The organism is Paenibacillus macerans (assembly GCF_900454495.1).
GTDB lineage: Bacteria > Bacillota > Bacilli > Paenibacillales > Paenibacillaceae > Fontibacillus > Fontibacillus macerans.
In genome coordinates, this window is sequence record NZ_UGSI01000002.1 from 418351 (window position 1) to 433664 (window position 15314).

At 55.4% G+C, this 15314-nt stretch carries 13 protein-coding genes; 9 read left to right on the plus strand and 4 right to left on the minus strand.

From position 1 onward, the window contains the following. The first annotated feature begins 169 nt into the window (after window positions 1-169). Entirely contained in the window at window positions 170-1069 is a 900-nt protein-coding gene (locus DYE26_RS25055; protein ID WP_036618863.1) for a DMT family transporter, read from the plus strand. A 195-nt stretch (window positions 1070-1264) separates the two neighbouring features. Here the strand turns inward: DYE26_RS25055 and DYE26_RS25060 are convergent, their stop codons facing one another. The 4 genes from DYE26_RS25060 to DYE26_RS33635 all read right to left on the minus strand — a co-directional run bounded on the left by DYE26_RS25060 (window position 1265) and on the right by DYE26_RS33635 (window position 4056). Continuing rightward, window positions 1265-2803 carry an aminotransferase class V-fold PLP-dependent enzyme gene (locus DYE26_RS25060; RefSeq protein WP_036618865.1) on the minus strand — a complete coding sequence of 513 codons (1539 nt, stop codon included), beginning with the start codon at window positions 2801-2803 and terminating at the stop codon, window positions 1265-1267. 133 nt (window positions 2804-2936) lie between these two features. After that, window positions 2937-3416 carry a DsrE/DsrF/DrsH-like family protein gene (locus DYE26_RS25065; RefSeq protein WP_036618869.1) on the minus strand — a complete coding sequence of 160 codons (480 nt, stop codon included), beginning with the start codon at window positions 3414-3416 and terminating at the stop codon, window positions 2937-2939. A gap of 53 nt (window positions 3417-3469) precedes the next feature. Then, window positions 3470-3823, minus strand: coding sequence for a YetF domain-containing protein (locus DYE26_RS34945; RefSeq protein ID WP_371861036.1), 354 nt, complete (start codon window positions 3821-3823; stop codon window positions 3470-3472). Continuing rightward, window positions 3709-4056, minus strand: coding sequence for a DUF421 domain-containing protein (locus DYE26_RS33635; protein WP_051985192.1), 348 nt, complete (start codon window positions 4054-4056; stop codon window positions 3709-3711). Before DYE26_RS33635 ends, DYE26_RS34945 begins: the two co-directional genes overlap by 115 nt. Before the next feature lie 242 nt (window positions 4057-4298). Here DYE26_RS33635 and DYE26_RS25075 point away from each other — a divergent pair, with 242 nt between their 5' ends. From DYE26_RS25075 to DYE26_RS25110, 8 genes are all read left to right on the plus strand, one after another. Beyond that, window positions 4299-5309 (plus strand): LacI family DNA-binding transcriptional regulator, encoded by a 1011-nt coding sequence (locus tag DYE26_RS25075; RefSeq protein WP_036618872.1) that lies wholly within the window; start codon window positions 4299-4301, stop codon window positions 5307-5309. A 141-nt stretch (window positions 5310-5450) separates the two neighbouring features. Continuing rightward, window positions 5451-7802: a glycoside hydrolase family 65 protein gene (locus tag DYE26_RS25080; protein ID WP_036627329.1), complete on the plus strand. Its 2352-nt coding sequence runs from the start codon at window positions 5451-5453 to the stop codon at window positions 7800-7802. 73 nt (window positions 7803-7875) lie between these two features. Continuing rightward, window positions 7876-9174, plus strand: coding sequence for an ABC transporter substrate-binding protein (locus DYE26_RS25085; RefSeq protein ID WP_036618875.1), 1299 nt, complete (start codon window positions 7876-7878; stop codon window positions 9172-9174). Window positions 9175-9245: 71 nt separating this feature from the next. Then, entirely contained in the window at window positions 9246-10142 is an 897-nt protein-coding gene (locus tag DYE26_RS25090; protein WP_036618878.1) for a carbohydrate ABC transporter permease, read from the plus strand. A gap of 15 nt (window positions 10143-10157) precedes the next feature. Continuing rightward, the gene (locus tag DYE26_RS25095; RefSeq protein WP_036618881.1) at window positions 10158-10997 is read left to right on the plus strand and encodes a carbohydrate ABC transporter permease; all 840 of its coding nucleotides are present in this window, start codon (window positions 10158-10160) and stop codon (window positions 10995-10997) included. A gap of 21 nt (window positions 10998-11018) precedes the next feature. Further along, window positions 11019-13226: an alpha-L-rhamnosidase-related protein gene (locus DYE26_RS25100; protein ID WP_036618885.1), complete on the plus strand. Its 2208-nt coding sequence runs from the start codon at window positions 11019-11021 to the stop codon at window positions 13224-13226. 369 nt (window positions 13227-13595) lie between these two features. After that, complete coding sequence (gene pgmB, locus DYE26_RS25105; protein WP_036618888.1) at window positions 13596-14270, plus strand: beta-phosphoglucomutase; 675 nt, start codon at window positions 13596-13598, stop codon at window positions 14268-14270. A 426-nt stretch (window positions 14271-14696) separates the two neighbouring features. Then, the gene (locus DYE26_RS25110) at window positions 14697-15257 is read left to right on the plus strand and encodes a hypothetical protein (protein WP_036618890.1); all 561 of its coding nucleotides are present in this window, start codon (window positions 14697-14699) and stop codon (window positions 15255-15257) included. The last annotated feature ends 57 nt before the right edge of the window (window positions 15258-15314 follow it).

Consider the following 15314-nt stretch of genomic DNA (forward strand, 5'->3'; position numbering starts at 1 on the left):
AGTTAAATTAGCCGGGTTTAAGCAAAATAAGCGCCATGGCAACCGTTACAATTTTAAATCAGCGTTTTTTGAACAAATAGCGGTTGTGGCAACCGTTAGAACATGCAGCTCAACTTACTATAGATAAAAATACTTTAGCGCAAACGCTGAAAGAAAGAAGGGATTGGGAGTGGCGCGTCCGCTTTATTTTGCATTGATTCTATTAAGCCTGATATGGGGAGGTTCCTTTTTCTTCATCAAAATTTTGCTGCCGGACTACGGCCCATGGGCGATCGCCTTCCTGCGGTCGGCCTTCGGGCTGGCAACGATCTCCGCGGTGATGCTGATCCTGCGCAAGCCGTTTGGCTTCCGCAGCATTCCCTGGCCGCCGATGGCCGTCATGGCGCTGGTGAATACCGCGATTCCCTGGGCGTTTATCGGCTTCAGCGAAACGCGGCTGACGAGCGGCATGGCCTCGGTGTTAAATGCCACGACGCCGCTGTGGACGCTGGCCGTAGGGGTGTTGTTCTTCCGCGCCGCCGCGGGCCGGAGGCAGTGGCTGGGGATGGGCATCGCCTTCATCGGAATCATCGTCCTGCTCGGCGTAAGTCCTACTTCGATCGTTTCGGTCGACGGGCTCGGCTTCGCCTGCATGCTGGCGGCCACCCTATGTTATGCGATCGGCTCGCACTTGTCCAAGAAGCTCTCCGAAGGATTGTCGATGTATCAGGTGACGTTCGGCACACTGCTGTGCGCCATGCTCGGCAGCGGCGTCATGGCCGCGGCGACCGAAGGCGTCTCTCTGGCGCCGCTGGCTTCGCCCGCCACGCTGGGCGCGGTCATCGGTCTGGGCGTATTCGGCTCGGGCTTGGCTTATATTCTTTTCTATTTCATGGTGCAAAAAGGCAGCGCGCAGTTCGCCACGACGGTCACTTATCTTGTGCCCGCCAGCGCGATTATCTGGGGCTTCGCGCTGCTGCACGAGGCGGTCGGCTGGCGTCTCTTGGCCGGGCTTGTGTTTATTCTCGGCGGTGTCTACCTCGCCAACAAAAAAGGGGCGCGGTCAACCCGCATGTCAAAGGCGGCCTGACCGATTGGCCTCCTGCCCGGCCTCCAGGCCGCCTGCCCGCGGACTTATCGCCTTCATAGGCGATCCGCGAGGCGGTGCTGATAATGGGCGCTGCCCGGCGGGAGATAGGTAGGGTATCCGGACCCCATCCGACTCACTCCTTCTCGCAGGATCACTGGCATCGCCATACGTTATGCGCTTTCCGGCGGAATATGCCTATCCTCTGGAGAATTCGAACCATTCCTCGCCAAACGCCGGCCGCTGTTCGCGAACATGCCGCCATTCGTTCGTTCGCGGTTCATAGATGTAGTCTTGTTTCCACTCCTTGATATTCTCCGTGACCGCCCGGACCGCGGCGCCGATAAATGCGGCTTCCCGGTGCGTCATTATCGGATGAAGGGACACGCGGACCCAACCGGGCTTCCGCGATAAATCGCCGGCGGCGATCAGGCCGGCGATTTGCCGGGACGAAGCGCGGTCTATGCCCAGCAAATAATGGCCGTACGTCCCCGCGCAGGAGCAGCCGCCCCGGACCTGAATGCCGAAGCGGTCGTTCAGCAGCTTCACCATCAGGTTGTAGTGAACGGATTCCGTGACAAAGGACACGATCCCAAGCCGGTTCCGGCCGGGTCCGCCGAGAATGTGCAGCCCCGGAACGGATTCGAGCTGCCGCAGCAGCACCTCCGTCAGCTCCCGCTCGCGGGGCAGCATGCGTTCGGTCCCCATCCGCTCCTTTAGCTTCAGGCATAACGCCGCGCGCACCGCCTGCATCACTCCCGGCGTGCCGCCGTCCTCCCGCGTTTCGGGGTCGGGCCAATACTGGTACTCTCCCCAAGGATTGGTCCAGGAGACCGTACCGCCCCCGGGATGATCGGGGACCGGCTCGGCGCCCAGCTTCGCATTCATGACCAGTACGCCGCTTGTGCCCGGGCCGCCGAGCAATTTGTGGGGGGAGAACAGAACGGCGTCGAGCCGGTCCTCCGGGGCTCCCGGCGGATGCATATCGATGCGTACATAAGGAGCGCTGGCGGAGAAATCGACCACGCTGATTCCGCCGTGCTCGTGCATGATCCGCGACAGTCGGTGATAGGGCGTTTCAAAGCCCGTCACATTGGAGCAAGCGGTAAACGCCCCCACCTTGACCTTCCGCTCGCGGTACCGGTGGAGCAGCCGCTCCAGGTGCTCCGGGTTAACGCGCCCGTCGGCCCCTGGGGGAATGCAGACCACTTCGCCGATCGTTTCCCCCCAGGAAATATGGTTGGAGTGGTGCTCCATATGCGTGACGAAGATGACCGGGCGGTCCCGCTCGGCCATCGTGGACAAGGCCGCCGCCCGCCAGCGCCGCGGCATTTTCAGTCCCAGCAAACGCTGCAGCTTGTTCACCGCGCCGGTCATCCCGGTCCCGGCAAGCAGGAGCATATCGTCCGGTCCGGCGTTGACGTGGCGCTTGATGATGCGCTTCGCCTCCTCGTAAGCGGCGGTCATCGCCGTGCCGGTCAGATTGGAATGCGTATGCGGATTTCCCGCGAACGGGCCCAACTCCTCGGCCAGTTTCGCTTCGATCGGCCGGTACAGACGGCCGCTGGCCGCCCAATCGGCGTAGAGCAGCCTTTGCCTTCCGTACGGAGAAATAAAGCTCTGGCGATAACCGATCGTATTTTCCCGATAAAAATGGAACTCATTTTCCTCCGCGATGTTGCGCCGCCCGTTCAACCCGTGTTCGTGCGCGGCGGTACCGATTTTGGCCTGCAGCATGCCGTGTCTCCCCTTTAGGCTTCTTTTAAGATCGGTTTAGGTTACGTACATTCGCCCAAAGGGGTTAAGCGGAAGTTAGAATTGTCGGGAAATTGTAATAATTTGGATAAGTTATCCACCTTGCTTCATGCCTTTAGATAAACAACTGGATATCGGATTCCAGCGCATCGCGCAGATAGGTCTGAGCATCGATGATCTCCAGTTCGGGAATGAACTCCTCCGGTTTGAGGCCCATAATTTCCACGGAGAGCTTGCAGCCGTAGAATTTGATGTTCTTTTTTCGCGCGCCTTTCAAAAAATGAATCAGCTTCGGCGCCTCGTTGTCTTCGATCATCTCCGTCAGCATCCGTTTGCCGAGCCCGCTGAAATTCATCCTGGACAACGGCAGTTCCTCCGGACCTTTGGGCGTCATCCAGGTCATCAGTTTTTCGTACAGCGTTTTGTCCTCGAGGGTCATTTTGTCGGGATCGCGCACGAGAAACAGCCCCCAGAAGGCGAAGAACATCGTCACCTCCACCTCGATATCCCGCGCGGCATTCGCCAGGATCAGTCCGGCCATCGCTTTGTCGTATTCACCGCTGAACATCAGCAGGTTCATTCTTTTTTGTCCCATCGTTTCCAGCCTCCATCACAAGATGACTCTAGTATGTTGTTGGTAGCGGCCGGTTATGCCGAATTCATGAATTGGCCATACATGGGAATTCCTTTATTGCAATTTGGGATTGACTGAGGTGGGATGATGGATTGGTCCAGGGACATGCCTGGTTTGAGCCCGAAAATACGCTCCAGATCGCCGACGGTAACGGGGCGGGCAGACTCCGTCAGTTCGTATCCGATCTGCCCGTTGGGTTCCAGAGTGGCCGTTTTTACGTCGGCGATGTTGGATACGCCGATCTGCCTTAACCTCACCTCCAACTGGTCCCGCTTATGCGCAGCTTGCGCATGTTGTTCGGCACCACTTGTCCGTTTTCGATCATGGTGATGGAACGGCCGCTGAGCAAGCCTTCGAACCAGTTCCATTTCAACTGCAAGTATTCGACGACAATCAGCCAGAAGATAAATACCGACGCGGAAGCGAGTGCTTTCCACAGCGGATCGAAGGCTACCGGTTGCACGACCATCGTCCCGATCGAAATGATGATTACGGTGGTTGCGGCGGTCGATTGGGCGATCGACTTTCTGCCGGCAATCCGCAGCAGTGTGATCCCGGCCAGGACGAGGACCGAAGATTCCCATACCCAAGACCAGTTCATCAGCAGTTCCTCCTTATCCAATCCAAGAATTCATGGTTAAGTTGGATTTTTTTGCTTAATTTTATACAGAAAGCAACCCGTCCCTCGTCAGCTCGGCCGAACATAAACAAATCGAGGTAAGCGGTTAACCAATCGGTTGCTATTTTGCCGGCATTCTATACAATAGAACTTGAACCTTATAGTGCGGGTTCAAAAAGTCGGCTTTTTGACCTACCTCTTAATAGAAATGTTGTGGTGAAAAGATGGTATCGATCAAAGATGTGGCCAAGCGGGCCAATGTGTCGATTTCGGCGGTGTCCAAGACGTTGAACGGTTATTCCGACGTCAGCGAGTCGACAAGGCAAAAGGTGATGAAGGCCGCGCAGGAATTGAACTATTTCCCGAATATGCTGGCCAAAAATTTGAAGCACAAAGTGACGAAAACGATCGCGCTGATCATTTCCAACTTTGAGCAGGCCAACGGCAAAGACGGCGTAATGTTCCAGATTATGAGCGGGGTTTATGCGGCCGCCCAGCATTACCAGTATGAAGTCGTCATCTATACGCGGAGTTTGTCCGAGCAGCAGGACAAATCCTACTGGCAGTTTTGCCAGGAAAACAAAATCGCCGGGGTGGTCATTTCCGGCCTGCGCACCAGCGACCCTTATTTCGAAGAATTGGTGAACAGCGAACTGCCAAGCGTTGTCGTCGATGCGAATATCGTCGGCCCGCATTCGGGTTCCGTGGCCACGGACAACCTCAGCGCCGCCAGGGAGGCGGTAAAATACTTAATCGGCAAAGGCCACCGGGAGATCGGCCTGATTAACGGGCATCCTTTTGCCGCGGTTAGCGTGGATCGTCTCGAGGGGTACCGCCAAGCTTTGGAAGAAGCGGGTTTGCCGTATCGTCCCGAACGCGTGATCGACGCGAATTTTAACGAGGAGGAAGCCTATGAAGCCGCGGACGGCTATCTGCGGGACAATCCCGGAATCACCGCCGTTTTTGCGGTCAGCGATTTGATGGCGATCGGATTTATGACCCGCTGCCGGGAACTGGGCATAGCCATTCCTGATCAGCTCTCGATCATGGGATTTGACGATATCGTACTGTCCAGCTATACGACGCCCAGATTATCGACCGTCAAACAGGACTTTACCAAGATCGGTTATTCCGCCTTTGAACAGGTGGTTAACATGCTGGAAAAGCAAACAGCCGGCTATCATAAAATTCTTCCGTTCGAAATTGTTGACAGAGAGACGATTAAGGTGCAATAATTGATTCGAAAACGTTTTCGAATAAGTAATGTCTTTTTTATTTTGTTGCAATCGAAATCGTTTTCGATTTTTTTCATCGTTTCGAAAACGATTTCGATTGCGCTTTCAAAAAAAGAAAGTGATATGGAGTGGATGACTGCAATGCTAAACTACAATCCGGCAAGTACGGAAGAACTGCGAAACTGGACGTTCTCCGAGACCGAATTTGATCCGCTGGCCCTCGGCAAGTGCGAGGCCGTAATGTCGCTTGGGAATGGCTACATGGGGCTGCGTTCGGCGACGGAAGAACCCTACATCGGGGAAAAAAGAAATTTGTTCGTCAACGGCACGTTCAACAAGTTCGCTGAGTTCGAAGTGAGCGAATTGCCGAATGCGGCCGACCTGACCAAACTCGACATCCGGATCGACGGCACGCGCTTGTCGCTGCAGCTCGGAATGGTGACCGAGTATGAACGCAGGCTCAATCTGCGGGATGCGGAGCTGGTTCGCAGCCTCGTATGGGAGCACCAGGGCAAAAAAATCGCCTTCACGTTCCGGCGGTTCGTCTCGTTGGCCCATCTGCATCAGATCGGCATGCAGGTGGAAATCCGTTTGCTGCAAGGAGGCGCGCGCCTCTCGATCAACTCGGGCATCGACGGCCAGGCCGGCAACAGCGGCAGCCAGCATTTTCATGAAGGCGAGAAGCGGATTTACGACAAAACGTATTTGGAGCTCATTCAGACGACAACGGAGTCGAAAATCGACTTTGTGCTTGGGGCGGCCCACCGCTTGGAGGTTAACGGCAGCCAGGCCGATATCGCCCCGAGAATGGACATCGACCGCCGCAAGGTAGCCGTCACCTATTCGCTTGACCTGGCGGAAGGGGACGCGCTCGTGTTTGAAAAGCTGGCCGCCGTTTACACCAGCCGCGACCGCGAGTTCGCCGAAGGCGCGATGCTGGGCGCGCTCCGCGAGACGGCGCTGAACGAACTGAAGGAGATGCACCGCGCCGGATACGATGAGCTGTTCCGCCGTCACCGGGAAGCCTGGGCCGATGTCTGGAACCGGTACGACCTGTCGATTCAATCGGCCCATGATTTCGATCAGTTGGCCGTCCGCTTCGCGGTCTACCATCTGGTCGCCATGACGCCCGCCCATGACCGCCGCATGGGGATCGGCGCCAAAGGCTTAAGCGGGGAAGGCTACAAAGGCCACTCCTTCTGGGATACGGAAATTTTTATTTTGCCGTTCTATATTTATTCGAATCCGGAGGTTGCCCGCTCGCTGCTGGAATACCGTTACCTGGGGCTGGAAGGAGCGCGGGCCAAGGCGCGCGACAACGGTTACGAAGGGGCGATGTATCCTTGGGAAGCGGCCTGGCCGAGCGACGGCGAAGTGACTCCCGTTTGGGGAGCGGTGGACGTGGTTACCGGCGAGCAGACCAAAATCTGGTCCGGGTTTATCGAGCAGCACATTACCTCCGACATTGCGTACGCGGTCTGGCATTATTACCAGGCGACCGGAGACCGGGATTTCATGCGCTGCTGCGGGTACGAGATCATCTTCGATACGGCCAAATTCTGGGCCAGCCGGCTGGAATGGAACGAGGACCGGGGCCGCTACGAAATCAACGGAGTTGTCGGGCCCGACGAATACAAAGAACATGTCGACAATAACGCGTTCACCAACTATATGGCCCACTTTAATCTGGAGCTGGCCATGGAGTACTATAACGTGCTGCTGGAAGAAGACAAGGAGCTGTTCGCCGAGCTGAACGCGAAGCTTGGCCTGGAGCAGGCCGTGTCCGATTGGGCGGCCAAGGCTCCGCGCATTTATTTGCCTAAGCCGAACGAAACGGGGATCATCCCGCAGGATGATACGTATTTGCAGAAACAGATTATCGACCTCACCCCATACAAACAGCAAGAGAGGGTCGGCGGTATTTTCGACGATTACAATCTCGACCAGGTGGGAGAAATGCAGGTATCCAAACAGGCGGACATCATGATGCTGTTTTTCCTGTTGGAAAACCGGTTTTCCCCGGAAGTGAAAAAAGCCAACTACGATTACTACGAAGAAAAAACGCTGCACGATTCCTCGTTGTCCTTGTCGACGCATTGCATTCTGGCCAACGATCTCGGGGATCGCAGCCTGGCTTACCGGCTGTTCCGGCGGGCCGCCGAAATCGATCTCGGCCCTTATATGCATTCGTCCGACGCGGGCATTCACTCGGCCTCGCTGGGCGGAATTTGGGAGTCCGTAGTTATGGGCTTTGCCGGTGTGCGGATGCTGGGCGGAGAGTTGCATGTGAACCCCAGACTGCCGGAGGCGTGGGAGACACTATCTTTCCCGCTGTATTGGCGGGGCGAGCGCCTGCGGTTTACGCTGGACCGCCAGCGCCTCCATATCCAAGCGAAGGACGCGGAAGCGGAAGTTTCGCTGATCGTACACGGACAACGCGTACAGTTCAGCGGAGAGCTGCACTACGATTACGAGTTGATCAAGCAATCTTAACGGACTGCAGCTCCGGTATTTCGGCAGAATCAACGGTTTTTGATTACAGGCTAATTAAGGGAGGTCATTAAAAATGAACAGAAAATGGTCGGCAGCAGTTATTTTGGTTATGGTTGCGGCGCTGGTTTTATCGGGATGCGGAGGCGGAAAAGGCGCTTCCGGCGGCGGGAGCGCGGAAGGCGGGAAAGAAAAAGTAAACTTGACCTTCTCCGTCTGGGGAGACGTGAACGCCGGCGCCAACGAGCAGAAGCTGGCGGATGAATTCAACGCGGCGCATCCGGATATCCAGGTCAAATTCGAACCGATTCCAAGCGACGGCTACGGCACGAAGCTGACCACTTCGCTGGCCGCCGGGCAGGCCCCGGATGTGTTCCTGATCGGTGAAGGCGATTATTTCAAATATGTCGATAAGGGTGTCATTGAACCGCTTGACGATTATTTGAAGAACGACAGCTCCTTCTCCCTGGACATCTTCCAGAAGGACCTGATCGACAACATGAAGATCAACGGCAAGCAGTATTATTTGCCGAAGGATTTCAATCCGCTGGCCTTGTGGTACAACAAGCGGATGTTCGACGAAGCGCAGCTGCCGTATCCGACGGACGACTGGACCTGGGATGACCTGATTGCTGCTGCGCAGAAACTGACCAAAAAAGACGGCGGCAAATATACGCAATTCGGCTTCAACGCCACGAAATGGGAGTATCCGATTTACACTTATCTGTGGGATCACGGAACGGACATCGCCAATGAGGACGGCACCCAAGCGGAAGGTTACATCAACGGCGACAAGACCGTGGCCGCCCTGGAAAAATACGTGGCCTTGTCCAAAGGAGAAGGCCGCGTCTCCCCGACGCCGCAGGATACGGAAACGATGGGCGGAGACTCTTCGATGTTCATGACCGACAAGCTGGCGATGATGGTGACCGGACGCTGGATCAAAGGGGATCTGGACAAGTCGGACGTACAGTATGGCTCGGCTTTGATCCCCAAAGGGGAAGACGGGACTAGAACGAGCATCATCGCCAGCGCCGGCTGGGCCGTCAACGCCGCCAGCAAGCATAAGCAGGAAGCCTACGAGCTGGTGAAATGGCTGTCCGGCACCGACGCCCAGAAGCTGCGCGCGGAGAACAGCAAGGTGCTGCCCGCCACCGTCGCCGAACTGGATCAGGTGAAGGAGGCGGAAGTAGCCGACAAACCGGTGATCGAAATGATGAACTACGCGAAAAAACCGGTCACGATGCGTTCGGCCAACGGCCCGGTATTCGTCGAGGAGTTCACCAAGGCGCTGGAGAAAATCTTGCTGGGCAAACAGGATGTCAAGGGGGCGCTCGATGAAGCCGCCAAAAATGTGGACGGCAAAATCAAGTAAGCGACCGGCGGGTGAAGCGGGGGGCGTGCAGCGCTCTTCGCTTCACCCCGTCTCATCAAGGAGGTTTTTCCATGCGTAATTCAAAATCGGAACGCGCCGGGTACTTGTTCATTCTTCCCTGGTTGCTCGGGCTGCTGCTGTTCACCATCGGTCCGATGCTGTTCTCCTTGCTGCTGGCTTTCAGCAAGTGGGACATCATCACCGGGGTCAAATCGATCGAGTGGGTCGGGGTGGACAATTTCCGGGCGATTTTTCAGGACGATCTGTTTTACCAGTCTTTAAAAGTGACCTTTGTGTTTGCGCTTGTTTCCGTGCCCCTGTACCAGATTCTCTCCCTGCTCGCGGCGATGCTGCTGAACATGCGAAGCCGGGGCATGAAGCTGTTCAGGCTGATTTACTTTATGCCTTCGGTCATTCCGGCGGTCGCCGTGTCGATGATGTGGGTGATGATCTTTAACCCGGAATACGGGATTCTGAACCGGGCTTTGGCCTTGTTCGGCATCCAGGGACCGGCTTGGCTGCAGGACCCTTCCTACGCGCTGGGGGCGCTGATTGTCATGGGCATCTGGGGGATCGGCAACACGATCATCATTTATTTGTCCGGGCTGCAAGGGGTTCCGGAGGAGCTGTACGAAGCGGCCGAACTGGACGGGGCGGGCCGTTTGCGCCGTTTTTCCAGCATTACGCTGCCGATGATCTCGCCGACGATCTTTTTTAATCTGATCATGGGGATTATCGGCGGATTCCAGTATTTCACCCAGGCCTTTGTCATGACGAACGGCGGGCCGCTCAACTCGACGCTGTTCTACAATTTGTATCTGTACAACAAAGCGTTCCAGGATTATGAAATGGGTTACGCTTCCGCGCTGTCCTGGATTTTGTTCGTGATCATCCTCGTCTTCACGCTCCTCGTCATCCGCAGTTCTTCCATGTGGGTGTACTACCAGGGCGACGACGAAAAGGATTAAAGGAGGCGCAAGCGAATGGAACGCAATCTCAAAAAAATAAGCATATCCGGGATCATAAGCCAGTTGGTGCTGATTGCCGGGGCGGCGGTGGTAATTGTTCCGCTGCTGTGGACCTTTTTTACGTCTTTGAAAACGCCGGCCGAGGTGTTCAAGGACAACTTCTTCCCGACGACCTGGCTGTGGAGCAATTATGCCGACGCCGTGCGGGCGATCCCGTTTTTCACTTTTTTGCTCAACACGCTGATCATTTTGCTTCCGGTGCTGATCGGAACCGTGTTTTCGGCGGCTCTATGCGCTTACGGCTTCGCCAGATTCCGCTTCAAAGGGAAAAAAGCGCTGTTTCTCGTTTTGCTGGCGACGATGATGCTGCCTTCCCAGGTGACGCTGATCCCGATGTTTATCATGTTCAAGGAGGCGGGCTGGGTCGATACGTTTTTGCCGCTGATCGTGCCGTCTTTTTTCGGGGGCGGGGCGTTTAATATCTTTCTGATCCGCCAATTTATGCGGGCGATCCCCCGCGATCTCGACGAATCGGCGTTTGTGGACGGGGCAAACCGGATGCAGATCTTCTTGCGCATCATTTTGCCGTTGTCCATGGCGCCGCTGATCGCCGTAGCCATTTTTACCTTTATGGGCGTTTGGAACGATTTCCAAGGACCTTTGATTTATTTGAATTCCACGGAAAAATACACCCTGGCGCTGGGCCTCTCGATGTTCAAGGGGCTCTACAATGTCGAATGGAACATGCTGATGGCGGCTACGATCCTGATTATGCTGCCGGCGCTGATCGTCTTTTTTATCGCCCAAAAATACTTCATCGAAGGCATCTCCATCTCTTCGGCGATTAAAGGCTGATTTATATCAAGGAGGAAGTTCATGAGCCGATTAACGAGCAGACACCCACTTAATCTTTATTATCACGGCGGCGAATACGTCAAAATTTGCGGCTCGCAGGACGGGTATTTCCCCGATTTCGGCCATCATCTCGCGGGCGAGATGGGAGGCGTATGGCTGCATCCGATCAAGCTGCTGGACGGTTTTTGGCTGAAGGTGACGGATCTGGAGCGGGGCATTTCCGTTTGGGCAAGAGCCGACGCTTTTGTGAGCGAGCCTTGGGGCGGCCGTTTTGAATACGATCACTGGCTGGGCCATATTCCGGTTTCCATCGAGCGTTCTCAATTCGCGCCGGAGCGGGAAAAAGGGTTCGTCGCCGATTACCGCGTCTTTGCCAATGCCGGGCTGCCCGTACGTTTGCGGTTGGAGCTGCTCGTGCGGACGGACCTTAGACCGGTTTGGTTTTCGGAGCAGGCCGGCGTCGTGGACGGGGAACGGGATGTGCCGGTGGAGATCGCAGGCCGCCAGGCGCTGGTCAAGGATCAGGAGCATCCGTGGTTCGTACGGGTGGGGACGGACTTGCCCGGCGATGCCGCGGAGGCTGGTCCGGAGTTGTACGGACCTGAATTTACGGCGGGGGCCGGCTGCGGGATCGCTTTTGCCGCGGAGGTGGAGCTTCAGGCGGGGGGAACGTTCGATTTCCGGCTGTTTGCGGCCGGTTCGTATACCTCGCGGGAGGAGTGCGACCGTTCCTACGAGCTGATTTCGCAGCGGCATGAAGCGCTGCTTGCGGAGAAACAGGCGTTGTACCGGGAAATCGCGGAAAGGGCCAACCTGGAAATCGAGGGCGAACCGGGATTGAACGAAGCTTTTGCCTGGGCCAAGTGGAACAATCAGTGGCTGGTGCAGACGGTCGACGGGCTGGGCCGCGGCTTGACCGCCGGGGGACCGACGTATCCCTGGTGGTTCGGCTGCGACAGCACCTATGCGCTGCAGGGCGTGTTGGCCATCGGCGACCCCGTGCTGGCGAAGGATACGCTGGATTTGCTGCTGAAAAAGTCGGAGGAAACGAACGGCAACGGGCGAGTCGTGCATGAGATCACGACGCTGGGGGCGGTGGCCAATCCGGGCAATACCCAGGAGACTGCGCATTATATCGCGTTTGTGTGGGAGCTGTTTCAATGGACCGGCGATGAAGCGCTGCTGCGCCGCCACTATGGCTATTGTGTGAAAGGGATCGATTGGCTGCTGGGGGAAATGGACCCCGACGGTGATTTGTTCCCTTCCGGCTACGGGATTATCGAAATCGCCGGGCTCAACATGGAGCTGATCGACAGCGCCGTTTATACCGCCCAAGCGCTGCGGGCGATGGCCGCCATGAGCGGGTTCTTTGGCGAGCATGAGCGGTCGGCGAAATACGGCGAGCTGGCCGAGCGGGCGGCCGAGGCCGTCAATCGGGTTTTCTGGCGCGAAGCGGATGGCTTGTACGCCGACGCTGTAGCGCCCCGCGAAATGGTCGCGGCCAAGCGGGAGGCCATGGTGTCCCTGGCGGAGAAACACGGGGTTGCCGGGTACGGGGAGTACATGGAGCGGATCCTTCAGGACACCGCCGGCCAGGAAGGAGACATCCCTTGGCTGCTGAACAAAAACTGGGTGATCGTCACGCCGATGGAGGCGGGCATCGCCGATCCGGACAAAGCCGCCAGAGCGCTGGAAACGATGCGGTCGGACGTTTTTGTCGGCGAGTATGGCACCTATCTGTCCGGCATCCTCCAGCAGGGGACGATGACGATTTCAACCGGCGTCCATGCCGTGGCCGAAGCGGAAAACGGGCACCCGGACGAGGCGCTGGAGCTGCTGCGCCGGATGCTGCGCACGTTCTCCTCGGCGCTGCCCGGCTCTTTTTCCGAGATGTCCCCGGACTACGGTTGCGTGGTGCAGGCCTGGACCCTTTACGCGCTGGCGGTGCCGGTCGTCCGCGGATTTTTCGGCGTCCGGCCGCAGGCGCACCGGCGCGTGCTGCGCTTAAACCCGCAGCTGCCGGCCGCTTGGCATGACCGCGAATGCAAGCTCAGCGGGCTGAACATCGCCGGCGTCCGGTTTGATATCGTGATCAGGCCCGGAACGGACGGGCAGGGCCGTGTAGTCACCGTACGCAATGATGAAAGATGGCGCGTGGTGCTGGAGCTGAACGGGGAGCGCCTGGAAAGCGACGAGCCTTGGATCGAGTGGGAAGTTGGCGGGAAGTAGAGGGAAGTAGAAGGAAGTAGAAGGAAGAAGAGGGGAGGTGAGGTGAGGGGAGGAGAGGGAAGATGCTCGATGATTTGGGGCGTTTTTCACTAAAAAACTCCACCTGGCGCCGATCCTTAAAATTCACCGCCCGGCCCAACGTTCTGATTGGAAAAATCCAATAGAATGGAAATTCAGTCATAAATACAATGCCCAGATTGGATATTTCCAACAGATGAGGTTCAGCAGACGCAAAACGGCGCCATTCGGGCAAAATCTATTGGATTTTTCCAATAAGAGCTCAAAATGCGTTTGGTAGCTGGAAATTCTATTGGATTTATCCAACGTGGGGTACTATTGAAAAAAGTGGATAGGAGTGTTCTGGACAATATGGAATTGAAAGCGGTCATTTTTGACTTGGACGGGGTGATCACCGATACCGCCGAGTATCATTTCATCGCTTGGAAGCAGCTTGCCGAAGAACTGGGCATCGCCATCGACCGGGCGTTTAACGAGCAGCTTAAAGGCATCAGCCGGATGGAATCGCTGGAACGGATTCTTATTCACGGCGGGAAGGCGGATGCTTATACGCCGGAGGAAAAAGAGGACATGGCGAGGCGGAAAAACGAGCATTACGTTTCACTGCTGGAGCGCCTGAAACCGGAGGATACGTATCCGGGCATACGTGAGCTGCTGCTGGAAATGCAGCGCGAGGGGATTCCGGCGGTCATCGCGTCGGCCAGCAAAAACGCGCCGCAGATTCTCCACGCTCTGGAGCTCACGGAATTATTCAGTTACGTGGTGCCGCCGGATTCGGTTAAGCGGGGCAAACCCGCCCCGGATCTGTTCCTGCGCGGAGCCGAGGAGATCGGCGTGCCGCCGAAGGCGTGCATCGGCGTCGAGGACGCCCAGGCCGGGATCGAAGCGATTAAGGCAGCGGGCATGACCGCAGTGGGCATCGGCGAGGAAGCCGCGCTCACCGCGTCGGGGGCGGACGTTGTCCTGCCGGATACCACAGGGCTGAATGTAGCCTTTTTACGGAAAACGTTGGACTTCAAAAGCTGAACTGTTCGAACCAAGTGTAGGGGCGGACCGAAGTATCATCACTTCGGCCAGCCCCTTTTTGGAGTAAAAATAAAACAATCTATGCTACGATTTAGATGCCAATAAAAATAAATTTACAAATCCCTGATTAGCTTCCTCTCTAAAGATATCAACGTCTTCATTTATCGGAATATATTGATTTTCTTTAAATAAAGAGGCTCAAAACCGAGATCAGTGCTTGGCAAAATAAATGTCTTGGTATCCCTGGATGCTGCTTTGCACGATTATCCCTCTTGTTCAGGGGGTGGAGGGGAGGGGCTAATCAAGGTCCTTTTCCCGATCAAACGGGATAATCGTGCAAAGCGTCCGGACAGCGGATGTTAATCTGCCGACCAACCGGCCTTCCCTGTCAAACGAGAATTATTGTCACGAGGGATGAATGAGTCATTGGCAGATGCAGGAATAGGTCCAGCCAATGAAAATACCACTAAAGCAGATGCAATTGTAGCTACTACTCTTCTTTTAAATCCTTTCACGAGCAACTCTCTCCCAATGAAGGAATATTATGGTACAATATTGATTACAGAATATATTTACCATGATAGCAACGAGAAAGGGCAAATTTTCAAAATGGTGAAAATTTTAAGGAAAAGAAACTTAATTATTTTAGGTTTCATAATTCTTCTATTTGGAGTGTACACGATTGATTGGAGCGGGACGCCACAACCTGTAAAAGCAGTTAATCACTATCTAATGTTAGTTCAAAAGAAAAATGCTCAAGACGCCTATCAAATGTTGTATATCCAAAACAGTAAAAGTAGATTATATTTTGAGACGTACAAAGAGAGTGTATACAGCGATCCATTGATCGAGTACAAAATTAAAGGCTCTTCAAAAATAGACAAGAAGATTTATTACGTATCGACATATATAAATATGGATGGTTGGGAGACAGATCATACCTTCGAAGTAAGGAAAATCGACGGTAAATGGAAGATTGTATACTAAAGCAACTGTTGTGGGGCTAAGAAAATAGTAAGACCCCTGGCGTAGCACCAATTAAAA